This window comes from Mycobacterium sp. NPDC003449, assembly GCF_053588415.1.
The window spans coordinates 1-22,877 of sequence record NZ_JBSFPX010000115.1 but is presented as its reverse complement, the minus strand read 5'-3'; the positions used below and the strand labels follow the sequence as shown (position 1 = coordinate 22,877).

The following is a 22,877-nucleotide window of genomic DNA, read 5'->3' as shown; positions in this document are numbered from 1 at the left end:
AGGGAATCGGCCTGCACCGGCACCACGATGATCGCGTCGACACCCTGGTTGATCAGCGAGTCGACCTGGGTGGCCTGGGTGGACACGTCGAGATTCGCCGAGTTCCAGACCAACTCGATGTTGTTGTCCTTGGCGTAGGCCTCCATGCCCTCCTTCCCGGCGGTGATGAACGAGCTCATGTCATACACCGATACGCCGATCCGAGTGGTATCGCCGTTGGCGTTGGGGTCACCCGCACCGCACGCCGTCACGCCGAGGCCGAAGACCGCGGCCGAGGCGATGGCGAACATCGTTGTTCGGAGTCTCATATGCCCTGCTCTCTCTTTGGTGGTGATGGTGATGGACCGGCGTCAGGTTCGGCGTCGGGACGACCACACGTCGACGGCGACGGCGGCCACGATCAGCACGCCCTTGATGACGTCCTGCCAGTAGGCCGGCACCACGAGGATGTCCAACCCGTTGTTGAGCGTCTGAATCATCAGCAGGCCCAACGCTGTCCCCCAGATGGTGCCGCGTCCCCCCATCAGGCTGGCGCCACCGATCACCACCGCGGCGATGGCATCGAGTTCGTACCCCTGTCCCAGGTTGGGCGGACCCGAGATGACTCGCGAGGCCAGCATCACCCCCGACAACCCGGCCAGCAGGCCGGAGAAGGCGTACACGCTGAACAGCACGTTGCGTGCGTTGATGCCGGCGATCTCGGCCGCGTTGCGGTTACCTCCGACCGCGTACACCCGCATCCCGTAGGTGGTGCGCTTCATGATGACGGCCAGCGCGATGATCCCGACGATCATCAGCAGCACCGGGATCTGCAGGCCGAGGATCTTGGTGTTGGCGATCGACCCGAACTCCGCGGGCAGCCCGTTGATCGGGGCGCCGCCGCCGATCACATAGGCCATACCGGATCCCGCGGTCAGCGTGCCCAGTGTCGCGATGAACGGCGGAACGTTGATGCGCGACACCAGGAATCCGTTGATGCAGCCCACCGCCAGGCCCACCAGCATCGCCACCAGCACGGTCATCCAGACCTGACCCGGGTTGGCCTTGGCCGTCGCCGCCCCGGCCATCGCCGACACCGCGATCACACTGCCGACCGACAGATCGATGCCGCCGGTCAGGATGACCAGGGTCTGCCCGAGGGCGATCAGCGCGAACGGGGCCGCCGCGACCAGGATCGTGATCAGGTTGTCCGGGGTGGCGAACCGGGCACTGCGGTAACTGAAATAGGCGATCACCACCAGCATCACGATCACCATGGCGTAGCGGACCGCGATGCCGGCGAACCACTCGCCGGAAAACAACCGCACCGGCTCACCGGTGGTCGGCGAGGCGACGGTGCCAGAGGAATCCGGCACCGCGTCTTCGGGTTTGAGTTCTGTTGTCACGACTGTGCCTCCTGGCTGGTCCGGGCATCTCCTGATTCAGGTTGTGCATCTAAAGCGGTAGCCAACCGGAACACCGACTCCTGAACTTCGGGATGGTCGAGGGCGTCCCGGTCGAGTTCGCCGACCAGGGCCCCACCCCGCATGACGAACGCCCGGTGCGAAAGCCCCACCACCTCGGGCATATCCGAGGAGGCCATCACCACGGCCATCCCCTGGGCGGCGAACTCGGTGATGATGCGGTAGATCTCGCTGCGGGCCCCGACGTCGACGCCGCGGGTCGGCTCGTCGAGCAACAGCACGTTGACATCTCCGGTCAGCCAGCGGGCCAGCACGACCTTCTGCTGGTTGCCGCCCGACAGAGTGCCGACCTCCTGGCCCAGTCCCCTGCTGCGCAGCCGCACCGAGGACATCACATCCGACACCGCCTTGGTCCTGGCCTTGCCCCGCAGCCAGCCGGCCACGCTGAACGAGGACAGCCGGGGCAGGGTGCCGTTGTCGAGCACGCTCATCGACAACACCGCACCGGACAACTTGCGGTCCTCGGGCACCATCGCCATACCGGCGGTGATCGCCGCGGCGGGCTGGTTGCGTTTCACCGTGCCACCGCGCACCAGGATGTCACCGGCGGTGGTGTGCCTGGCCCCGAAGATGGCCTCCAACAACTCGGTTCGGCCCGCCCCGACCAGCCCGGCCAGCCCGACGATCTCGCCCGCCCGCACACTGAACGACACCGGGCCGGACGCCCCCTGCACCTGCAGATCGCGGACCTCCAGCACGGTTCGCTCACCCGGCTCGGGCCGGTCGGGGAACAGCGCATCGAGTTCGCGGCCGATCATCGCGGTGACGATGTCGTCGTCGGAGACCTCGGCGATCGGGCGGTCCAGGATCAGGCCGCCGTCGCGGAGCACCACCACCCGGTCGGCGATGGCCCGGATCTCGGCCATCTTGTGGGTGGTGTACACCATCGCCACGCCGCGGTCGCGCAGCTGCCGGACGATCTTGTACAGGCCTTCCACCTCGCGTTCGGAGATGGCCGAGGTGGGTTCGTCGAGCATCACGACCTGGGCGCCGGTACGGGCGGCCTTGACGATCTCGACGATCTGGCGCAACCCGACCGGCAGGCTGCCCATCCGGGCCGTCGGGGAGATCGCCACATCGAAGACCGCGAGGGTGTCGCGGGCCTCGGCGATCATCGCGCGCCGGTTCAGGAACGGTCCGCGTTTGAGTTCGCGGCCCACGAACAGATTCTCGTAGACCGTCATATCCTCGATCGAGGCCAGTTCCTGCGGCACGATGGCCACCCCGTGCTTGACCGCATCGCGGGTGTTGCCCGCGGCGAGGTGGTTGCCCTGCACCGCCACGGTGCCGTTGTCGGGGCTGTACTGGCCCGACACGATTTTCATCAGGGTGGACTTGCCCGCCCCGTTCTCCCCGGCCAGCGCGGTCACGGTGCCCGGCCGCAGCTGCAGCGTGATGCCCTTGAGCACCGGCACCCCGCCGAAACTCTTGTCGATGTCGGTGCATTCCAGAAGTGCCTGGCTCATTCGGGGCTCCCCACCGTCACCAGAACCTTGACGTTCTCGGCGTCCGCCGATGCGGCGAACGCCGCCCGGGACTCCTCCAGCCCGAATTCGGCGGTCACGATCTCCTCGACCGGTACCGCGCCGGAGGCCAGCAGGTCGACCGCGGCCAGGAAGTCCTCACGGACGTACATCAGGTTGCCGATCAGGGACAGCTCGCGGTCCTGGATCAGTCCGAGCGGAACCGGGGTGGCGCCCTCGGCGACGCCGACGATCATCACCGCGCCGCCCTTGTCGACCAGGTCGACCGCCTGCGCCACCGAACTCTCCTGCGACACACAGTCGATCACCACGGCAGCGGGGCCACCGAGCAGCCCCAGTGCGGTCTCGACCGCGTCGGGAGCCGCCGGGTCGAAGGTGCCGAGCGCACCGAGGCGACGCGCCCTTGCCCGTTTCGATTCCAGCAGGTCGGCGACCACCACGCGGGCCCCGGCGTGCCGGGCGGCCAGCAGGGCGAACAGGCCGATCGGGCCAGCACCGATCACCACGACCGGCCGGTCGGTGAGATCACCGACGACGTCGGCGGCCCGGCGCACGGTGTGCACCGGGGTGGCCAGCGGCTCGATCAGGATCGCGTGCCGATCGTCGAGGTCGTCGGCGAGTCCCACCACCCGATCGGCGGCGATGACGAACGAATCCGCCAGTGCCCCAGCGGTTTGGCAGCCGAAGACCAGCAGGTCCCGGCAGATGTTGTACCGGCCGGCCCGACACTGGGTGCACCGTCCGCAGGCCAGGTTGGGCTCGATGGTCACCCGCCTGCCGAGCCACTGCGCGTCGACGCCCTCGCCTAGGGCGTCCACCACGCCGACGGCCTCGTGCCCCGGCCGGTACGGCAGATCGATGAACGGGTGCCTGCCGTGCGCGGCGTGCAGATCGGAGCCGCAGATCCCGACCACGGTGGTGCGGACCCGCACCTCGCCGGGTGCGGGCTCGAGCTGCGGCACCGTCTCGATGTCGATGGCGTCGAGTGAGCCGACCACGACCCTCCGGTTGACCGCTTCCGGGCCTACCATGCGGTGTACCCTCCGTCGGCCACCAGCACCGAGCCGGTGATGAAGGAGGCCGCATCGCCGGCCAGGAACACCACGCTGGGGGCGATCTCCTCGGGCAGCGCGTAGCGCTGCTGCGGGGTGTCGTCGATCCAGTGCCGCTTGAACTCCGGCCGGTCGACCGGCGCCATCTCGGTCTTGACATAGCCCGGCGCCACCGCGTTGACCCGAATGCCCAGCGGCGCCCATTCGGCGGCAAGGGATTTCGTCAGGTGATGGACGGCGGCCTTCGACGCGTTGTAGGCGGGCTGCATCTGCGGGCGGTTCACGATCAGGCCCGACATCGAACCGATGTTGATCACCGAACCGCTGCCGCGCTCGCGCATGTGCGCCCCGACCGCCAGCGAACACGCCCACAGCGCTTTGACGTTGAGGTCGAAGACGTCGTCGAACTGCTGCTCGGTGACGTCCCAGGACTCGGCGTGATAGCAGGTCCCCGCGTTGTTGACCAGGATGTCGATCTGCCCCAGCGCGGCGACGGCCTCGGCGGTCATCCGCGCGACATCGTCGGCCTTGGTGATATCGACGGCGATGGGATGCAGCTCGTGGCCCGCGGACCGGGCCTCGGCCACGACCTTCTCGTTGCGGTCGGCATTGCGCCCGGCGATCGCGACGCGGGCGCCCGCCTCGGCAAGCCCGAATGCGAAGGCGCGGCCGAGGCCCTGGTTGCCGCCGGTCACCAGGGCGGTGCGGCCGGTCAGATCGAACGGGTTCATGACGGGTTCACAATCGACTTGAGGCTGGCGGGGTCGGTGTCACTGTCGAGGGCGTCGGCGACGTGTTCGAGGTCGTAGCGACCGGTCACCATGGCGTCCAGGTCGACGGCCTTGGAGGTGACGAGATGGATTGCCGCCGGCCAGGTATCGGTGTAGCGGAAGACACCGGTGACGGTGATCTCCCAGTTCTGGATGTAGCCGACGGGCAGCGCCACCTCGTCGGCGCCCATACCGACCAGCACCACCCTGCCCGCCGGGCCGACCGCCTTGATACCGCTGACCACGGCCGGGGCAGCGCCGCTGGCGTCGACGAACGCGTCGACCTTCGGGTCCAGCGCGGCGACATCGTCTTCGGTGGGGTCGAGCACCTCGGTGGCACCGAACTTCAGTGCCCGTTCGCGCCGCGACGGCACCAGGTCGGAGACCACGATGCGGGCGGCGCCGAAGGCCCGTGCCGCCTGCGCGCAGATCACCCCGATCGGCCCGGCGCCGGCGATCAGGATCGACGATCCCGGCACGATGCCGGCCTTGCGCATCGTGGTCACCGCCACCGACAGCGGCTCGAGCAGCGCTGCGGCGTCGTCGGACATGGAATCCGGTACCGGATGGGCCATATCGTCGTCGATCGTGACGTAGCGGCAGAATGCCCCGTCGATCGGCGGGGTGGCGTAGAACTTCATCTCGGGGCACAGGTTGTAGCGGCCCGCCCGGCACTGCGCGCACCGGCGGCAGGCGTGCTGCGGCTCCACCGCGACACGCTGGCCGACCCGGCCCGGGTCCGCCCCGGCACCGACCGCGGCGATGCGCCCGGACAGCTCGTGGCCGAGCACCATCGGGTCCTCAACGATGAAATCACCGATCCGGCCGTGCCGGTAGTAGTGCACATCCGAACCGCACACCCCGACCGCGGCGACCTCGACGAGCACCTCGTGGGGTCCCGGGGCCGGCACCGGCCGGTCCTCGATGACCAGGGTGCCCACCCCGGTCATCACGCTGGCGCGCATGGTGGGCGGTGCACCGGCGGTGACGGCATTCATGTCGGTTTCCTTTCGTTCGTGCCTGCGTCGGCGAGCAGTGCCCTTCCGACCACCATGGCGTGGACGCCGGCCGCGATACAGTGCGGCGCAATGTCTTCGGTGATTCCGCCGTCGACGATCACCGGTGTCCAGACCGCGCACGACGCGGCGACGTCGAGGCGTTCGGCCCGGTAGCGCTCGCTGCTGCCCGGCTCGATCAGCATCACCAGCGCGCCATCGGGGACGGCGGGCCACGGGGGCGCCTGCCCGTCGCGCCACTCCGGCCATTCCTGCCAGACCGCGATCCAGGCGTCGGCGCCCGCGGCCCGGATCATTTCGGCCCGCCGGTCGCCGAACGCGTCCCAAGGCAGGTAGACGCGCGCCGGGCGCACCGCCAGCACCTCGGCCAGCGTGTGGTCGACGAAGTCCGCCGATCCGATCAGGTGCACCTCAAGGCGTGACCGGTCGATCCGGCCTGCGATATCGCGCAATTCGGCCAGGCTGACCCCGGCGGGCAGGCCCTCCCCGGCGGCCATCACGTCCACATGCACCCCGAGCCCGTTGTCGGCGAGCGCACCGGCCAGCTCCGGTCGTGTCCCCGCGGGTGCCGCGTACACCGATCCGGCCAGCTGGCCCGGATACCCGCGGTGCCAGGACGCGATCACGACACGTCCCGGGCATCGAGCAGGGGCGAGGCGGCGAGCTCGGCCCACCGGCGCCGGAGCCCGGCCAGGTCCCGTCGCGTCCGACGCGGTGCGACGCTGCGGCACACCCCCGGCTGCCACCGCTTGGCCAGCTCGGTCAGGCCCGTGACGTCCATCCGGCCGGCCACCGCGGCCGCCTGGACGCAGGCTCCCCGCGCGGTCGCCTCGTCGGCGTCGAGCACCGACACCTCCTCGTCGATCTGGTCGGCCAGCAGCTGCAGCGTCGCGGCCGAGCGGGCTCCCCCACCGACCACCACCGCGGCACCGTCGAGCCCAACCCCGCTCGACCGCAGGATGTCTCGCGCGTTCACCAGGGACAGCAGTGGTCCTTCGACGAGGGCCCTGGCCAGTTCCTCGCGGGTGGTGCGCGACGTGAGGTCGGCGAACATCCCCCGGGCGTCCGGGCGGTCGGGTTTGCGTTCGCCGTCCAGGAACGGCACCAGCACCGGGCCCTGCGCGTCGCCCGCGGCGAGCGCGAGTTCGGCCAGGCCGGCCAGATCGGTGCCGAGCCACCGGGCGGCCACCTCGCCGACCCTTGCGGCGTTGAGCGTGCTCACCAGCGGCAGGTAGCCGCCGGTCAGGTCGGCGACCCCGTCGACCATCCCGGTCGGGTCGAAAACCGGTGTGCGCGAGGATGTCGCGACCACACCCGAGGTGCCGATGCCGATGTACTGGTCGCCGTCGTGCAGGCCGAGCCCGAGGTATGCGGCATGCTGATCGCCGCCGCCTGCGGCCACCGCGATCCCGGCGGGCAACCCGAGGGCGGCCGCGGCCTCGCCGCGCAACTCCCCCGCGAGTTCGCAGGGGCCGAGCACGGTCGGCAGCATCGACGCCCAGTCCCGCGGGCCGCCGGCCAGCTCGAGGTAGTCCTCGATCCACTCGCCGGTCACGGTGTCGAAATACCCGGTGCCCGAGGCGTCGGACCGGTCGGTAACCCGGGCCCCGGTGAGCCAGTACGTCAGGTAGTCATGGGGCAGAAGCACCGATGCCGACCGGTCCAGAACGGCGGGCTCGTGTTCGGCCGTCCAGGCCAGTTTGGCGATGGTGAACGCCGCGGTCGGCAAGGAGCCGACCCGGCCGATCCAGTCCCCGGCGCCGATCCGCGCCACCAGCCCGGCGAGGTTGGGCGCGCCCGTGGTGTCATTCCAGAGTTTGGCCGCCCGCAACGGATTTCCGTCGGCGTCGAGCAGCACCAGCCCGTGACATTGCGCGGCGACCGAGATCGCCCGGATCCTTGGCGGCTGCGCGCAACCGTCGAGTGCGGCGCGGGTCGCGGCGACCATCGCCGTCACCCAGGCGCTCGGGTGCTGCTCGCTGCTCGGGCCGAACGCCTCAGGGTGCCCGGCCGAACCGGTGCCGAGCAGGCGGCCGGTGGTCAGCTCACGGATCTCGGCCTTGCACGACTGCGTGGACGAATCCACGCCGAGGACAGCCGATTCCGTCATCGCCGTACCACCGGATCGTCGTCGGCGGCGGTGCCGCGGGCCCCGACCCCGCCGGCGGGATGGCTGTCCACCACATCGCGCAGGGTGTGGCCGCGCAACGCCATCGTCACCACGGCCAGCGCATCTCCCCACGCCCCCACCGCCAGGGTGCTGGCCATGGCGATCATGTCGCCGGGATCGGCGTCGGCCGGGGTCGGTGGCAGTGCCACGACGGATCCGGCCGCGGCGGCGAACGGCGAGTCGGGGCTCTCGGTGACCGCGACGACCGACACTCCGCGCGCGGCCAGCCGCTCGGCCAGCCGGGTCAGCTCACCGGACTTCCCGGTCTTGGAAAAGGCCAGTACCAAATCGTTTTCGGTGATCGCCCCGATACCGCCGTGCAGTGCGTCCATCGACGGCAGATAGACCGCGGGGGTGCCGCACACCGAAAGCAGGTGAGCCAGCCGCTCGGCCATGATTCCCGAGGTTCCCGACCCCGTGGTGACCACCTTGCCCGCGATCGCCAGCGCGCGGCGGGCGACCGCGATGACGCCCGGCTCGACCCGTCCGGTCAGTGCGGCCACCGCTGCGGACTCACGGGACAACACCGTGGCGGCGAGGTCGGCCAGATCGGCGTCGTCGGTCCGCATATCGCGATCAGTTCTCCACAGTCTCGGGCCGCTCATCTGTAGGACGAGCCACTCATCTGATTGTTTGTGGTGTGGATCATGCAACCCCTATGCTCATATGTCAATGCGACTGCACATATGTGCACAGCCGCGTGGTGACCGGCGGCCGTTGGGGAAGGGAGGCACCGCATGGGCCCGGATGAGCTGTTCCAACGGGCGGTGATCGCGCGCCGCTACTACCTCGAAGGACGTACCCGGGTCCAGATCGCCGAGGAGTTCGGCATCTCGCGGTTCAAGGTGACCCGGATGCTCGACGAGGCCCTCGGATCGGGCATGGTGGAGATCAAGATTCACAATCCCGGCTCGGTCGACGTGGAGTTGTCGACCGCGCTGCAGCGCCGCTACGGGCTCGAGCACGCCTACGCGGTGGTGTGTGGTGCGGACAATTCGGCCGACGACCGCGTCGCGGCGGTGACCAGGGCGATGGCCGAACTGCTGCAGTCGATCCTGCGCGACGGCGACGTGGTCGGCGTGGACTGCGGCCGCACGCTGGCCCGGGTGGCCGACCACCTCACCGCGCTACCCCGCTGCGACGTCGTGCAACTCACCGGGATGGCCGGCGCCATCACCCACAACGGGGCCGACCTGACCCGCCGGATCAGCGAGATCAGCGGCGGCAGATCGTGGCCGCTGTACGCGCCCCTGGTGGTGCCGGATGCCCGCACCGCCGCCAGCCTCGCCGGCAACCAGCAGATCCAGCAGACCTTCGACCGGCACAAGAAAGTCAGCTGCGCGCTGATCTCGGTCGGGGCGTGGCATGAGGGCGCGTCCCAGGTGCACGGCTCGTTGACCGCCGACGAGGTCGCGCGCCTGGACGCCGCCGGGGTCTGCGCCGAATCCTGCGCGCTGCTCCTCGACGCCGACGGTAAGCGGCTGGCGGGGCTCGACGATCGCCGCATGGGCATCGACGAGGCCACCCTGCGGGCGATTCCCACCGTCATCGCGATCTCCACCGGCCCGGAGAAGATCGCCGCCACCCGGGCCCTGCTGCGGTCCGGGATGGTCTCGTCACTGGTTACCGACGTCGATATCGCTGCCGCGGTACTCGACTAGCTCCCACCACGAAAGGTGCATCCCGGATGACCCGAACCGAGCAACCCACAGTCGATCTCGACTTCCGGCTGGACGGCAGGACGGCACTGGTGACCGGAGCGGCCTCCGGGATCGGCGCGTCCATCGCCGCCGCGTACGCCGCCAAGGGCGCCCGCATCGCCGCCGTCGACCTCAACGCCGCGGGCGCCGCCGACGCGGCAAGGGCGCTCGGCCCCGACCACCGCGGATTCCACTGCGACGTGGCCGATCCCGAATCGGTGCCGCGGGCCGTCGAGGAGGTCGTCGAGGCGTTCGGGCGGATCGACATCCTGGTCAACAGCGCGGGGATCGCCCGGCTCGCCGAGGCCGAGGAGATGTCGCTGGCCGACTGGGACAGCACGATCGCGGTCAACCTGCGCGGCACCTTCCTGATGTGCCAGGCGGTGGGCAGGCACATGCTGGAGTCCGGGGGCGGGGCGATCGTCAACATGGCCTCCCAGGCCGCGACGGTCGCGCTGGACCAGCACGTGGCCTACTGCGCGTCCAAGTTCGGCGTGGTCGGGGTGTCGAAGGTGCTCGCCGCCGAATGGGGTGGCCGCGGCGTCCGGGTCAACACCATATCCCCCACCGTCGTGCTCACCGAACTGGGACACAAGGCCTGGGACGGGCCCCGCGGCGATGCGCTCAAAGCGCTGATCCCGACCGGGCGGTTCGCCTATCCCGACGAAATCGCGGCCGCGGCCGTGTTTTTGGCGTCGGATGCGGCGCAGATGATCACCGGCGCCGACCTTCTGATCGACGGCGGATACACCATCAAATAGCCGCTCACACCAGCGCCGCGGTGCCGTCGGGATGCACCCGCACCTTCGCGCCTGCGATGTCCTCGGTCACCGTCACCCGCAGGTCGTCCCCGCCGGTGATGTGGGCCAGCGTCCGCGCATCGTCGGGGGTCCGCACGGCCAGGAAGGCCTTCTCCGGTTCCCCGTCGCGGCCGAACGGCGTCGTCCACGTCTCGACGGTGCCGGTACCCGACCATTCGACCACGGCGGTCCTGGTCGGCTCCCGGTCGACCGCGGGTTGCACATCCTCCCAACGGAATTCGTGTCCGGGCGGCTCGGTTCCGTACACCCCGAAACTGTGTTTGGTGAGATACCCACCGTTGGCCGTGATCAGGCCAAGCCGCCCCGGCGCCTCGGTCAGCCGCTCAGCCATGGTGGCGATCGAATGCGTCACGTAGTTGTTCCATGGACCGCCGGCGAAGGTGAGCCCGCCGGTGACGGTCAGCGGGCGGGCCGGATCATCCAGTGGCAGCCCCAATTCGGCCGCCGCGACCTGCACCGCCGAGGGGAAGCACGAGTAGACGTCGATCAGGTCGACGTCGTCGACGCCGACACCGGCCAGTTCCAGTGCGCGCCGCCCACCGATCCGGATGGCGGGCGACCTGCAGAACTCGTCGCGCTCGCCGATCGCGTAGGTATCGTGCGCGTCGGTGCCCGCATACGGGAAAACCCAACGTTCCCTTGGGATCCCCAGGCGTGTCGCATTGTCGGCGCTGGTCAGGATCAACGCCGCACCCTGGTCGACCATGTTGTTGGAGTTCATCAGTTTGGGGTAGGGCCAGCTGATCATCCGGTTGCCCGCACCGGGACGCCAGATCTGTTCGGCCGACAGCCGGTCGCGGCTCCAGGCGTGCGGGTTGTCGGCGGCCACCGCATTGAACCGCGACCACAGCTCGCCGATCCGGCGCCGGTGCCGATCGGCGGTCTCCCCGGCCGCGACCCGCACCGCCTGTTCGAACATCGGGTACACGTAGGCCGGACGGTCCAGCATGATGCGCAGCTCGGCCTCGCCGGCCAGCGCAACCCCCTCATGCGCCCCCGCGGCCTCGGGCACCGACTCGTCCTGGCGGGTCCAGTCCGGCTTGCGCCCAGCGGCCCGCAGCCGGCTGCGGGTGCGCCAGGTTTCGGCCCCCGCGATGAGCACGACCCCGGCGCGTCCGGCGGCCAGATCCCGGCACGCCCCGTTGACCAGGGTCTGCGGCACATTGCCACCCACGCCGGTGTACCGCGACACCGCGTCGGGTGCGTGGATGCGTTGGGCGAGGAGCCGGCCGGGATCGCGGTAATGCCAGGACAGCAGGTTGACGATCCGGACCGAGTCGACCGCCTCCAGCACCCGGGCATTCGCGGCCGCCCTGGCGGCCGCGGCCATCAGATCGACCGGCTCGATGTCGGGGTCCTCCTGGTGCTGGTTGACCTGGCCGTACCCGATCAGCACCGGCGTCGCGGGATTGAGTGGCATGTGCCGAACCTAACCGAGGATCGCGCGCGCCCGGGAAATTGGGTTGACCGGCGCCCATCGGGGTATCCGATTCGCACCGAGTGTTCACCGACGGCTGCCACAGTGGAGATTCATGAGCGACGCGACCCTATCGCCGGCCCTGACCGATTCCGAGCTCGAACAGATCGACGCCTACTGGCGGGCAGCGAACTACCTGTCGGTCGGGCAGATCTATCTGCTGGACAACCCGCTGCTGACGCAACCGCTCGCACCCGAACACGTCAAACCCCGGCTGCTCGGCCACTGGGGCACCACCCCCGGCCTGAATCTGGTCTACGCCCACCTCAACCGGGTCATCCGCAGGCGCGATGCCAACGTCATCTACATCACCGGCCCCGGGCACGGCGGTCCGGGCCTGGTGGCGAACGCCTACCTCGAAGGCACCTACAGCGAGGTGTACGGCGGGATCGCGGAGGATGTCGAGGGTGTGCGGAAGTTGTTCCGCCAGTTCTCATTTCCGGGTGGGATCCCCAGCCATGTCGCCGCAGAGACGCCCGGCTCGATCCACGAGGGCGGCGAGCTCGGTTACGCCCTGGTGCACGCCTACGGCGCCGCGTTCGACAATCCGGACCTGGTGGTGGCGTGCGTGGTCGGCGACGGCGAGGCCGAAACCGGGCCGCTGGCCACCAGCTGGCACTCCAACAAATTCCTCAACCCGGTGACCGACGGCGCGGTGCTGCCGATCCTGCACCTCAACGGATACAAGATCGCCAATCCCACGGTGCTGGCCCGGATACCCGCCGAGGAACTCGACGCACTGTTCACCGGCTACGGCTACCAGCCGATCACCGTCACCTGCAACGACCCGGCCGACCCGGCGAGCGTGCACCAGCAGCTGGCCACCGCACTCGACGAAGCCTTCGACCAGATCGCGGCGATCCAGCGCGCGGCCCGGCTGGATCGCGAACCGGGCCGGCCGCTGTGGCCGATGATCATCATGCGGACCCCGAAAGGCTGGACCGGGCCCGCGACCGTGGACGGTAAACAGGTCGAGGGCACCTGGCGCTCGCACCAGGTGCCGCTGGCCGAGACCCGCACCAACCCCGAGCACCTGGCCCAGCTCGAACAGTGGCTGCGCAGCTACCGGCCGGCGGAGTTGTTCGACGACACCGGGGTGCTGCGGCGCGAGCTGCGCGACCTCGCCCCCACCGGAACCCGCCGGATGAGCGCCAACCCGCACGCCAACGGCGGGCTGTTGCTGCGCGACCTCGACCTGCCCGACTTCGCCGACTACGCGGTGACCGTCGACAGACCAGGGGGCGAGACCGCCGAGGCCACCAGGGTGCTCGGCACGTTCCTGCGCGACGTCATCTCCCGCAACCCCGACCGGTTCCGGCTGATGGGCCCGGATGAGACGGCGTCCAACCGGCTCGCGGCGGTGTTCGAATCGACCGGCAAGGCCTGGCAGGCCGAGACCGGCCCGGACGACGAGAACCTGGCGCCCGACGGCCGGGTGATGGAGGTGCTCTCCGAACACCTGTGTCAGGGCTGGCTCGAGGGCTACCTGCTGACCGGCAGGCACGGGCTGTTCAACTGCTACGAGGCGTTCGTGCACATCGTCGACTCGATGCTCAACCAGCACGCCAAATGGCTGATCAGCAGTTCTCAGCTGGCCTGGCGCAGGCCCATCGCCTCGCTGAACTACCTGCTGACCTCGCATGTGTGGCGCCAGGACCACAACGGCGCATCGCACCAGGACCCGGGGTTCATCGACCACGTCGCCAACAAACGGCCCGAGGTGGTCCGGGTCTACCTGCCGCCGGATGCCAACACCCTGCTCTCGGTGGCCGACCACTGCCTGCGCAGCCGCCACTACGTCAACGTCGTCGTGGCGGGCAAGCAGCCCGGGCTGACCTATCTGACCATGGACGAGGCGATCGCGCACTGCACCAGGGGACTCGGCATCTGGCCGTGGGCCGGCAACTGCACCGGTGAGCCCGACGTCGTGCTGGCCTGCGCGGGGGACGTCCCGACGCTGGAAACCCTGGCCGCGGCCGATATCCTGCGGCGCAGGCTGCCCGACCTCAAGGTGCGGGTGGTCAACGTCGTCGACATCATGCGGCTGCAGCCCGAATCCGAACACCCGCACGGGCTTTCGGAGAGCGCCTTCCAATCGCTGTTCACCCCGGACAAGCCGATCATCTTCGCCTACCACGGCTACCCGTGGCTGATCCACCGGCTCACCTACCGCCACACCGGCCACGATCAGCTGCATGTACGCGGATTCAAGGAGCGCGGCACCACCACGACACCGTTCGACATGGTGATGCTCAACGACCTGGACCGGTTCCATCTGGTGATGGACGTGATCGACCGGGTCGAGAGCCTCGGCGCCGGCGCGGCCGGCCTGCGGCAGGAGATGGTCGACGCCCGGCTGGCGGCGCGGGCCTACACCCGCGAACACGGCGAGGACGATCCGGCCATCTCACAGTGGACCTGGCAAACGGATTGACCTGGGCGGGCGCCGCGCCCCGGTAGACTGCCCGGGTTATGTCTGACCAGAGCGCCGTGGCCGCGCACCCTCATCCACTGGTGGCCCAGCTCTCGGCGTTGCACCACTTCCGGATCTACGCCGATATCGCGATCGTCGTCGTGGTGCTGGCGATCACCAATCTGGTCGCGCACTTCACCACCCCGTGGGCCAGCATCGCCACGGTCCCTGCGGCCGCGGTCGGCCTGCTCGTCCTGGTCCGGGCCCGCGGCCTGGGCTGGACCGAACTCGGCCTTGGCCGGGAACACTGGAAGTCGGGTGCCGGCTACGCACTGGCCGCCGTCGCGCTGGTGGTCTCGGTGATCGCGGTGGGGGCACTGCTGCCCTGGACCCGGCCGATGTTCATGAACGACAACTACGCGACCGTCTCGGGTGCGCTGATCGCGTCGATGATCATCATTCCGCTGCAGACCGTGATCCCCGAGGAGCTGGCGTTCCGGGGCGTGCTGCACGGCGCACTGAACCGGGCCTGGGGATTTCGCGGCGTGGCCGCGGCAGGCTCCCTGCTGTTCGGCCTGTGGCATATCGCCACCTCACTGGGCCTGACCAGCAGCAACGTCGGATTCACCCGGCTGTTCGGCGGCGGCATCCTCGGCACGATCGCCGGTGTGGTGCTCGCGGTGGCAGCCACCGGGGTCGCCGGATTCGTGTTCACCTGGTTGCGCAGGCGCAGCGGCAGCCTGATCGCCCCGATCGCCCTGCACTGGTCGCTGAACGGGATCGGCGCACTGGCCGCCGCCCTGGTGTGGCACCTGTCGACCTGATCACGACGTCCGCGACGCGCCGATCCGTCTGCGCGCGCGGAACTCCCGGTTTTTCAACTTGTTGCCGCATCCGGACATATCGCACCAGGTGCCGCCGTGGTTGCGGGACCGGTCGTAGAACGCCCACCGGCATTCGTCGTTCGCGCAGGCCTTGAGGCGCGCCCAGGTCCCGTCCCGCTGGGCGTCGCGCAGCACCAGCAGCAATTCGACGAGTCGTTCGGTCACGGTCTCCCCCGCCGCCGACAGCTCGACCCGGCCGTCGGGCCCCAGACCGGCCCGTGCGGTGGCGCCCGCGGCGATCCGCCGCAGCGGGGTCAGGCCCGCGGGATCCGGCGCCGGACCGCCACCGTTGTGAACCAGCATCGCCCGTAGCGCTTCGCGCACGTCGCGCAGGAACGTCAGGTCTTCGCCGGTGGGACCGGTGGCCCCGGCCAGCAGACCGTGGTCGAGCAACCACGGCGCGGCGTCGGCGGGATCGGCCAGCCGGTCCGGGCCGTCGGGCAGTTCGACGGTGTTGAGCAACGCCTGGATCCGGTCCAGCGGCGGTGGAGCGGGTTTCGTTTCGTTGTCGCCGAGCCAGGTCACCATGGCGCCATCTTAACCCTGCGTGACCGTCTAAATATGTTGACCAGTCATGCATGACCAACGTAACGTTTTAGACAGTCACGACTATCGGGTCGTGTACCTGAAAACTACGAGGGAGCAGCCATGTCCGACAACCGAATTTCCCTCACCCCCATGACGTCACCCGCGCCGGCCCCGGCCTTCGCGGACGGCGGGCAGCACCACCCGCGGCCGTCGATCCGGGCCCGGCTGGTGGCCCGGACGCGAGCCGGCCGGCTCGACGCGATGCTGGCCGTCGGTGCACCGACACCGCCCGGTAGCCCGATCGCGGCCCGCGCGGCCCGGCTCACCTCGGCGCGCGAACGCGTGGCGATCGCGCGGGCGCTGCACCGCGCCCTATCCGACGCCACCGATGAGCGGATGCTGCTCAACTCCCGGATTCCACTGCACCGCAAAAACATTGCCAGTGCCGAACCGGTGATGGAGGCGATCATGCTGCGGCTGCATTCCCCTCAACCGGTGACGGCGCGCGGGATGGCACGGCTGAGCCGGGTGCTCAGCGACGGGCTCGGCCCGCTCTACGCGTTCGGGCACGGCGATCTGCCCGGGCGGCTCGGCGCCGCGCTCGCGGCGCTGTGATCCGCCGAGGTCACCTATCGGGCAGCAGCACGGCCGCGCCGGCGATGCGTCCGGCCGCGAGATCGACCAGGGCCCGGTCGGCGTGGGCCATCGGGTACTGCGGTGTGCTCACCCGGACCGGGTGTTCGGCCACGAACGCCAGGAACTCGCGGGCGTCGGCCCGGGTGTTGGCGGTGACCGACCGGATCTCGCGCTCCTGGAACAGATGCCGCTGATAGTTCAGGGCCGGGATGTCGGTGAGATGGATACCGGCGACCGCGAGCACACCGCCCCGGTCCAGGGCCGCCAGTGCGGGCGGGACCAGGTCGCCGACCGGCGCGAACAGGATCGCCGCGTCCAGCGGTTCGGGTGGCGGGTCGGCGCTGCCCTGGGCCGAGGACGCCCCCAGCGCCATGGCCAGCTCACGGGCCCGCTCGCCGCGGGTCATGACGTGCACCCGGGCCCCTTGGGCCAGCGCCACCTGGGCCGTCAGGTGCGCGCTGCCGCCGAAACCGTAGAGACCCAGCCGCCCACCGGGCGGCAGATCGGTCCGCAGCAGCGCCCGGTACCCGATGATGCCCGCGCACAGCAGTGGCGCCAGCTCGGTGTCGGAATATCCGGCGGGCAGCCGGTGTGCGAATGCGGCAGGAACCGTGGCGAATTCGGCGTATCCGCCGTCGGCGTCCCAACCGGTGTAGCGCGATTGCGGGCACAGGTTCTCCCGGCCGCGCACACAGAACCGGCACCGGCCGCAGGTGTGCCGCAGCCAGGCCACCCCGACCCGGTCACCGAGTGCGAACCCGTCTCCGGCGTCCGGACCGACCGCGACCACCTCGCCGACGATCTCGTGGCCAGGGATGACGCGGGGGCGGTGAACCGCCAGATCGCCCTCGGCGACATGCAGATCGGTTCGGCAGACGCCACAGGCCCGAACCGCGACCAGCAATTCGCCGGTGCCCGGTTCGGGCCTGGGGACAGTCAGGTGTTCGAGCGGACCGCCGGCCACCGGACCGGGCCTGGCGACCTGCCAGGCCGCCATCACCGCCGCGGTCACGATCCGCCCTATATCAACCTTTTCGGGTCGCCGCGGTGTACCCAAGGGTCAGCACCACCGCGACGACGATACTGATGATCCAACGGATCCAGTCGATGCCACCGGTATTGGCGTTGCCCTCGCTGGCAATCAGGCCCCACAGCCAATAGCCCACAAGCGCACCGATAACGCCGATGACGACGGTGATGATCCAACCCATGGATTGCTTACCCGGTATGACGAGACGCGCCAAAACCCCGATGATGGCGCCGAAAATGATGGTCCCGATGATGCCTGCCACGTTTACCTCCCAATGTGTGCGCTGAGCTACTGAACCGGTCTACCCATTCAACGTAACGACTAAGCCAGCAAATCGGGAACGAACCGCCGTGGCCGACGCGGAAAAGTTGCCCCGAGTGCCGATTTGCCTGCCGAGCAGACGCGCCGGTACCCGATCGGGCGTGAATTGGGGTACGCGCGCGTCTGCTCGCCAGGAATGGCGAGTGGGGCAAAGGGAGATCGCGTTGTCGCCGAGGCGTGATGTGACTACCCTCGTCACTATCTGGCAACTCGCTGTGGAGGCATGCGGCGCCGCCGGAATTCGGCGCCCACCCGGGTTGGGAGGTGGCCGATGCGCTGTACGGGCGCACCAACCGGTCAGGTTCGCGGGACCACGCCAACGGTTCCGACAGCCGGCTTGAGCCCCCGGCAGCTATCTCACATCAGCATCATCCGCATCACCTGCCACACCCGCCACAGCGCGCCGCCAGCAAACACTTAGTGAGTCTCGGCATGTGGAGGCAACGATGAAGGGACACCTGAGGAACGCGCTCGTCGTATCGGCCGCGGGCGTTCTCGCCGCCGGCGGCCTGGCCCTCGGCACCGCGGCACCGGCGGGCGCCGGATGCCAGGGCGGCTGGACACCGTGGGGCGGCGGCACCACCTGCGACGGCCCCATCGCGCAGGACGGCACCTTCCAACGTTGCGTCACGGCGGGGGCCGCAGGGTTCGGCGGCACCAACTGTTACCTGATGAACGTCGACAACCTGGCCGGCAACATTCCCTACGTCGGCCCATGAGCCGACGCCGCGGTCAGCCGGTCAGGACGGGCGCATCTCCGGCGGCGCATCGGTGACCGGGACCGGCACCCCGACGCCCGGCCGCGGTGGCGGCGCGTTCGGATCGGCAGGCGGCGGTGGCGGCGCGTTCGGATCGGGCGGCGGCGCCTCGGGCGGCGACCACGGACGGATCGAGTTGGCCAGCGCGACGGCCGCGCCCTGGTCGACGGGATTGGCCGCCGAGCCGAGCCAGACGACGAACCAACGCTCGGGTGCGCGTTGGCCCCTCGGGGTTCCGGCCGGGGTCGGCTCACCCACCACGCCGGCCCAGATCTGGCCGTTCGGCTTGTTGGCGTCGGTGAACTTCACCTCGTAATACGAAGCGGTGCCCGGTATTCCGTTGGCGTTGAGCGGCACCGTCTGCTGATTCACCCGGGTACCGGGGAACGGCATGAAGAACTCACCCATATCGGAGGCCAGCCGAACCGCGGCCTTGGAATTGTCGGCCTCGGCCCCGGCGAACAGCTTCAGGTCGAGCCGGCCGAGCAGCACGCTGGTGTCGTTGGGCGGCTCCGGGGTGCCCTCCGGCGGAATCTTGGTCAACAGCGCCTGCCCGTAGGACAGCTGGGTGGCGTCGGAAACCTTCCAGCCCCCTGGCACCAGATAGCTGAACCCGCCCGCGGCGTTGTCCACCCGGCCCGGCTCGGGCGCGGGCGCCGGGGCAGGCGCATTCGGATCGGCGGGCGCACCGGGCGCCGGGGCCGGAGCGCCGGGGGCGGGCGCACCGGGAGCAGGAGCAGGTGCCGGAGCGCCGGGGGCAGGTGCGGGCGCGCCAGGAGCCGCGGCGGGCGCGGGGGCATTCGGCGCGGGTGCGGGAGCATTCGGATCGGCCGGCGCCGGCGCAGGCAGGAAGGTGTTGCCGGGCGGCGGGGGCGGGGGCTCGGGATCCGCGTGCGCCACCGCCGGCAGCGCCATGGCGACCGCAGTCGCACCGGTCATCGCGGCCACCGTCAGCTTCTTCGACAGACCTCTACGTCGATGAGACATCGCGTCCGACTCGTCCATGGGGAAGAAACTACCGTGTTACCGCCGTGACGCAAGTGTGAGTTGCTCTTAGAGTGTTTAGCTGAGTGATTGCTGTCAGCCGATTTATACGACGTCGTACCGCATCGGATGAATTGCTGACACGGCGGCACCCCGGGCGCCACGCCCGACCGCCCAACGACGGCCCGAAACACCCTGACACCCGGGATCTGACCATCTAATCGGAGCCCGCGCAGCTGTCGTTACGGCGCCGGATGCACCGCGACCTCCCGGGCCTTCACGCTGAAATACACCCGCTCACCCGGTGCCAATCCCAGTTCGGCCGCCGCCTCGACCGTGATGTCGGCGGCCAGCCCCGGTGCGCCGTCCGGTTGCTCGTCGGCACGGACCCTGATCCCCGGTCCGCGGCTGTCGAGCTCGGCGACGGTGACCTCGACGGTGTTGCGCGGGCTGCCGTGCGGGTCATCGCGGAACACCGACACCGCCGCCGGAGCGAACACCGCGACGACCGGCTGCCCGGACACCACGTCGGTATCGGCCGTGCCATGCCATCGCGCGCCCCACGCCGTGGTGAGGGTGCCGTCGCGGGCCGCCGTACCGCCGATCAGGTTCACCCCGGCGAACCGGGCGCCGAACCGGCTCTTCGGAACCGCGAGAACGGCTGCGGCCGAACCACTCTCGACGATCTTTCCATCCTCGACCACCACCACCCGGTCGGCCAGGGTCAGTACGTCGAGCAGATCATGGGTGATCAGCACGGCGCACCGGTCGTCGCGGGTCAGTACCCGGCGCAGCACCGTGCGCATCGCCATCGCCGCCGCCACATCCAGGCCGGTCAGCGGCTCGTCGAGCAACAGGACGTCGGGATCGGCGGCCAGCGCACGCGCCAACGCCACCCGCTGCGCCTGACCACCGGACAGTTGCCGCGGCCGGCGATCGGCCAGGTGGGTCGCGTCGACCTCGGCCAACCAGCTCCGCGCGGATTCGCGGGCCGCCCGCCGCGCGGTGCGGTGTCCGCTCCGTGGACCGAATGCGACGTTGGCCGCCACGCTCAGATGCGGGAACAGCAGCGCATCCTGCAGCAGCAGGCCCACCCGTCGGGCATGGGTGGCGACCTGGATCCCGTTCGCGGTGTCGGTCAGGACCCGCTCCCCCACCCGGATCCGGCCGATATCGGGCGCCACCAGGCCGGCGATCACGTGCAGCGTGGTCGACTTGCCCGCACCGTTGGGGCCGAGCACCGCTAGCACCTCACCGGAGCCGACCTCGAAATCGACGTCGAGGCCCCGGCTCTCGACGACCGCGCGCACCTGAAGGCTCACGTCCAGCCTCCCGCGCGCAGCCGCCGGCCGCCCAGACCGATCACCACGACGGCCGCGACCGCCACCAACAGCACCGACAGCGCGACGGCGGCATCGGCGTCGCTCTCCCGTTGCAGATAGATCTCCAACGGCAGGGTCCGGGTGACCCCCTGCCGGGAGCCGGCGAAGGTCAGCGTGGCACCGAACTCGCCGAGTGACCGCGCAAACGCGAGCACCGCACCCGACACCAGTCCCGGGCCGAGCAGCGGAAGCGTCACCCGCCACCACACCGACCCCGGCCGGGCCCCCAGGGTCGCCGCGACCACCTCATAGTCGGCCCCCGCGGTGCGGGCCGCGCCCTCCAGCGAGATCACCAGGAACGGCAGCGATACGAAGGTCTGCGCCAGCACCACGGCGGTCGTGGTGAAGGCGATCTGAACCCCCGCCGCCTCCAGGTACCGGCCGATCAGACCCAACCGCCCGAAGGCGTACAGCAGCGCGATCCCGCCCACGACGGGCGGCAGCACCAGCGGCAGCAGGATCAGCGGCCGCGTCAGCCGCACCGCCCGCCCCGTGCTGCGCGCCAGCACCAACGCCAACGGCACACCGAGCACGATGCACAACAGCGTGCTGGCCGCGGCCGTCTTCAGGCTCAGCACCAGCGCCGCGGTCGACGCGTCGCTGGAGATCAACGACCAGAACCGCGGCCAGTCCACCCGCACCGCCATCGCGACCAGCGGCAGCGCCACGAACGCCGCACCGAGCGCCGCGGGCAGATAGATCCAGCGCGGCAGACCCGGCGTGGCGGTGGAGGCGGTCAAGACCCGACGCGGTCGTCGATGACCGCAGCGGTCGGTGCGCTGGTCGGGATCATTTCCCAAACCCTAGGTGAACTCGGCGGCGGAGACCGGGCGCGCCGAATTTCGCGACCTAGCTACTGTCCAGTAACATCGACCGGTGATCGGCCTCAACGGGAGCGGCGATCAGCGGGTACACGGAGGTACATCATGGCGGAGGTGCTGGTCACCGGCGGCGACACCGAACTCGGGCGGGCCATCGCCGCGGGATTCCGCGATGCCGGCCACAACGTGGTCATCGCGGGCGCCCGGCGGGACGATCTCGAGGTGGCCGCCAAGGAGCTCGACGTCGAATCGATCGTGTTCGACAACACCGATCCGGCAAGCCTGGAAGCCGCCCGCGGCCTGTTCCCCCATCACCTCGACACCCTGGTCAACGTGCCCGCACCGCTGTGGGACGCCAAGGACCCCCGCACCTACACGCTGGCCGACCTGGCCGCGGCCTGGCGCAACAACCTCGACTCCACCGTGGTGGCGGCCGCGCTGACCGTCCAGATCGTCGGCGACCACCTGCGTTCGGGCGGCACCATCATCAACGTCGTCCCCGACAACCCGCGCGACGGCAGCGCCGAGTCCGCCGTCAAGGCCGCCGTGGCCGACTGGACCGCCGGCCAGGCCGGGTTCTTCGGCACCCGGGGCATCACCGTGAACGCCATCGCCGCCGGCCGCAGCGCCGAACCGGGTTACGACGGGCTGAGCACCACCCCGCCCGCGGTCGCCGACGAGTTCGCGCGCCTGGCGCTGTTCCTGTCCACGCCGGCCGCCCGCCACATCACCGGGCAGACGATGCACGTCAGCCGTGGTGCCCTGACCACTCTGGGATGAGCGCGCTAGGGTCGGAACAGTGACAATCCGACTCGGACTCCAGATTCCCAACTTCTCCTACGGCACCGGCGTTTCCGAACTCTTCCCGACGGTCATCGCGCAGGCACAGGAAGCCGAGGCCGCGGGCTTCGACTCGGTGTTCGTGATGGACCACTTCTATCAGCTGCCCGGGCTCGGCACGCCCGACCAGCCGATGCTGGAGGCCTATACCGCGCTCGGCGCACTGGCCACCGCGACCCAGAAGGTGCAGCTCGGCACGCTGGTCACGGGGAACACCTACCGCAACCCGACGCTGCTGGCCAAGGCCATCACCACGCTCGACGTGATCATGCGGTTCGCTCGGTGCGTTCTACGCGACCTGGGACAAGGCCCGCGAGACCTACGGGC

Annotated in this window: 23 protein-coding genes and 1 pseudogene; 8 read left to right on the top strand and 16 right to left on the bottom strand. The window is 70.0% G+C overall.

Translation table 11 applies throughout. From position 1 onward, the window contains the following. The 9 genes and pseudogenes from thpA to ACWDTP_RS24835 form a co-directional block, all read right to left on the bottom strand. Nucleotides 1-308 (bottom strand): annotated as a pseudogene (gene thpA / locus ACWDTP_RS24875) (sugar ABC transporter xylitol/D-threitol-binding protein ThpA); the annotation flags it as partial. A gap of 42 nt (nt 309-350) precedes the next feature. Then, nucleotides 351-1,385, bottom strand: a complete 1,035-nt coding sequence (locus tag ACWDTP_RS24870; RefSeq protein WP_450024712.1) for an ABC transporter permease — start codon at nt 1,383-1,385, stop codon at nt 351-353. Beyond that, the gene (locus ACWDTP_RS24865; RefSeq protein WP_450024710.1) at nt 1,382-2,929 is read right to left on the bottom strand and encodes a sugar ABC transporter ATP-binding protein; all 1,548 of its coding nucleotides are present in this window, start codon (nt 2,927-2,929) and stop codon (nt 1,382-1,384) included. The genes ACWDTP_RS24870 and ACWDTP_RS24865 overlap by 4 nt, the downstream gene beginning before the upstream one ends. After that, entirely contained in the window at nt 2,926-3,978 is a 1,053-nt protein-coding gene (locus ACWDTP_RS24860) for a zinc-dependent alcohol dehydrogenase (RefSeq protein WP_450024708.1), read from the bottom strand. The genes ACWDTP_RS24865 and ACWDTP_RS24860 overlap by 4 nt, the downstream gene beginning before the upstream one ends. After that, nucleotides 3,972-4,730 carry an SDR family NAD(P)-dependent oxidoreductase gene (locus tag ACWDTP_RS24855; RefSeq protein ID WP_450024706.1) on the bottom strand — a complete coding sequence of 253 codons (759 nt, stop codon included), beginning with the start codon at nt 4,728-4,730 and terminating at the stop codon, nt 3,972-3,974. The genes ACWDTP_RS24860 and ACWDTP_RS24855 overlap by 7 nt, the downstream gene beginning before the upstream one ends. Further along, nucleotides 4,727-5,767 carry an NAD(P)-dependent alcohol dehydrogenase gene (locus tag ACWDTP_RS24850; RefSeq protein ID WP_450024704.1) on the bottom strand — a complete coding sequence of 347 codons (1,041 nt, stop codon included), beginning with the start codon at nt 5,765-5,767 and terminating at the stop codon, nt 4,727-4,729. Before ACWDTP_RS24850 ends, ACWDTP_RS24855 begins: the two co-directional genes overlap by 4 nt. Beyond that, nucleotides 5,764-6,411 (bottom strand): ribulose phosphate epimerase, encoded by a 648-nt coding sequence (locus tag ACWDTP_RS24845; RefSeq protein ID WP_450024702.1) that lies wholly within the window; start codon nt 6,409-6,411, stop codon nt 5,764-5,766. Before ACWDTP_RS24845 ends, ACWDTP_RS24850 begins: the two co-directional genes overlap by 4 nt. Continuing rightward, the gene (gene xylB, locus ACWDTP_RS24840) at nt 6,408-7,895 is read right to left on the bottom strand and encodes a xylulokinase (protein WP_450024700.1); all 1,488 of its coding nucleotides are present in this window, start codon (nt 7,893-7,895) and stop codon (nt 6,408-6,410) included. The genes ACWDTP_RS24845 and xylB overlap by 4 nt, the downstream gene beginning before the upstream one ends. Continuing rightward, nucleotides 7,892-8,524 carry an SIS domain-containing protein gene (locus ACWDTP_RS24835; RefSeq protein WP_450024698.1) on the bottom strand — a complete coding sequence of 211 codons (633 nt, stop codon included), beginning with the start codon at nt 8,522-8,524 and terminating at the stop codon, nt 7,892-7,894. Before ACWDTP_RS24835 ends, xylB begins: the two co-directional genes overlap by 4 nt. A 168-nt stretch (nt 8,525-8,692) precedes the next feature. On the opposite strand from ACWDTP_RS24835, the gene ACWDTP_RS24830 reads away from it, so the two are divergent. Both ACWDTP_RS24830 and dthD read left to right on the top strand, forming a co-directional pair. Continuing rightward, nucleotides 8,693-9,616, top strand: coding sequence for a sugar-binding transcriptional regulator (locus ACWDTP_RS24830; protein WP_450024696.1), 924 nt, complete (start codon nt 8,693-8,695; stop codon nt 9,614-9,616). 26 nt (nt 9,617-9,642) lie between these two features. Then, nucleotides 9,643-10,416, top strand: coding sequence for a D-threitol dehydrogenase (gene dthD / locus ACWDTP_RS24825; RefSeq protein WP_450024694.1), 774 nt, complete (start codon nt 9,643-9,645; stop codon nt 10,414-10,416). 4 nt (nt 10,417-10,420) lie between these two features. Here the strand turns inward: dthD and ACWDTP_RS24820 are convergent, their stop codons facing one another. Then, a complete protein-coding gene (locus ACWDTP_RS24820; protein WP_450024692.1) occupies nt 10,421-11,896 on the bottom strand; it encodes an acetyl-CoA acetyltransferase in 1,476 nt (491 codons plus the stop codon). Between the two features lie 112 nt (nt 11,897-12,008). On the opposite strand from ACWDTP_RS24820, the gene ACWDTP_RS24815 reads away from it, so the two are divergent. Together ACWDTP_RS24815 and ACWDTP_RS24810 are read left to right on the top strand one after the other, a co-directional pair. Beyond that, a complete protein-coding gene (locus ACWDTP_RS24815) occupies nt 12,009-14,387 on the top strand; it encodes a phosphoketolase family protein (RefSeq protein WP_450024690.1) in 2,379 nt (792 codons plus the stop codon). Nucleotides 14,388-14,425: 38 nt separating this feature from the next. After that, complete coding sequence (locus ACWDTP_RS24810) at nt 14,426-15,190, top strand: CPBP family intramembrane glutamic endopeptidase (protein ID WP_450024688.1); 765 nt, start codon at nt 14,426-14,428, stop codon at nt 15,188-15,190. Here ACWDTP_RS24810 and ACWDTP_RS24805 read toward each other — a convergent pair whose 3' ends face one another. Continuing rightward, entirely contained in the window at nt 15,191-15,778 is a 588-nt protein-coding gene (locus ACWDTP_RS24805) for a CGNR zinc finger domain-containing protein (protein ID WP_450024686.1), read from the bottom strand. Nucleotides 15,779-15,928: 150 nt separating this feature from the next. Here ACWDTP_RS24805 and ACWDTP_RS24800 point away from each other — a divergent pair, with 150 nt between their 5' ends. Then, complete coding sequence (locus ACWDTP_RS24800; protein ID WP_450024684.1) at nt 15,929-16,393, top strand: hypothetical protein; 465 nt, start codon at nt 15,929-15,931, stop codon at nt 16,391-16,393. 10 nt (nt 16,394-16,403) lie between these two features. Here ACWDTP_RS24800 and ACWDTP_RS24795 read toward each other — a convergent pair whose 3' ends face one another. Both ACWDTP_RS24795 and ACWDTP_RS24790 read right to left on the bottom strand, forming a co-directional pair. After that, a complete protein-coding gene (locus tag ACWDTP_RS24795) occupies nt 16,404-17,411 on the bottom strand; it encodes a zinc-binding alcohol dehydrogenase family protein (protein ID WP_450024716.1) in 1,008 nt (335 codons plus the stop codon). Nucleotides 17,412-17,439: 28 nt separating this feature from the next. Continuing rightward, complete coding sequence (locus tag ACWDTP_RS24790) at nt 17,440-17,706, bottom strand: GlsB/YeaQ/YmgE family stress response membrane protein (RefSeq protein WP_450024682.1); 267 nt, start codon at nt 17,704-17,706, stop codon at nt 17,440-17,442. A 505-nt stretch (nt 17,707-18,211) separates the two neighbouring features. On the opposite strand from ACWDTP_RS24790, the gene ACWDTP_RS24785 reads away from it, so the two are divergent. Further along, entirely contained in the window at nt 18,212-18,484 is a 273-nt protein-coding gene (locus tag ACWDTP_RS24785; protein WP_450024680.1) for a CDGP domain-containing protein, read from the top strand. A gap of 21 nt (nt 18,485-18,505) precedes the next feature. Here ACWDTP_RS24785 and ACWDTP_RS24780 read toward each other — a convergent pair whose 3' ends face one another. The 3 genes from ACWDTP_RS24780 to ACWDTP_RS24770 form a co-directional block, all read right to left on the bottom strand. After that, a complete protein-coding gene (locus ACWDTP_RS24780) occupies nt 18,506-19,528 on the bottom strand; it encodes an alanine and proline-rich secreted protein Apa (protein WP_450024678.1) in 1,023 nt (340 codons plus the stop codon). A gap of 221 nt (nt 19,529-19,749) precedes the next feature. Continuing rightward, nucleotides 19,750-20,829: a sulfate/molybdate ABC transporter ATP-binding protein gene (locus ACWDTP_RS24775; RefSeq protein ID WP_450024676.1), complete on the bottom strand. Its 1,080-nt coding sequence runs from the start codon at nt 20,827-20,829 to the stop codon at nt 19,750-19,752. Further along, nucleotides 20,826-21,602: an ABC transporter permease gene (locus tag ACWDTP_RS24770; RefSeq protein ID WP_450024714.1), complete on the bottom strand. Its 777-nt coding sequence runs from the start codon at nt 21,600-21,602 to the stop codon at nt 20,826-20,828. Before ACWDTP_RS24770 ends, ACWDTP_RS24775 begins: the two co-directional genes overlap by 4 nt. A 213-nt stretch (nt 21,603-21,815) precedes the next feature. Between ACWDTP_RS24770 and ACWDTP_RS24765 the strand changes: the two genes are divergently transcribed. Together ACWDTP_RS24765 and ACWDTP_RS24760 are read left to right on the top strand one after the other, a co-directional pair. Beyond that, nucleotides 21,816-22,490: an SDR family oxidoreductase gene (locus ACWDTP_RS24765; protein WP_450024674.1), complete on the top strand. Its 675-nt coding sequence runs from the start codon at nt 21,816-21,818 to the stop codon at nt 22,488-22,490. 19 nt (nt 22,491-22,509) lie between these two features. After that, nucleotides 22,510-22,877: LLM class flavin-dependent oxidoreductase (locus ACWDTP_RS24760; RefSeq protein ID WP_450024672.1), on the top strand; the 368-nt coding region annotated here is incomplete at its 3' end.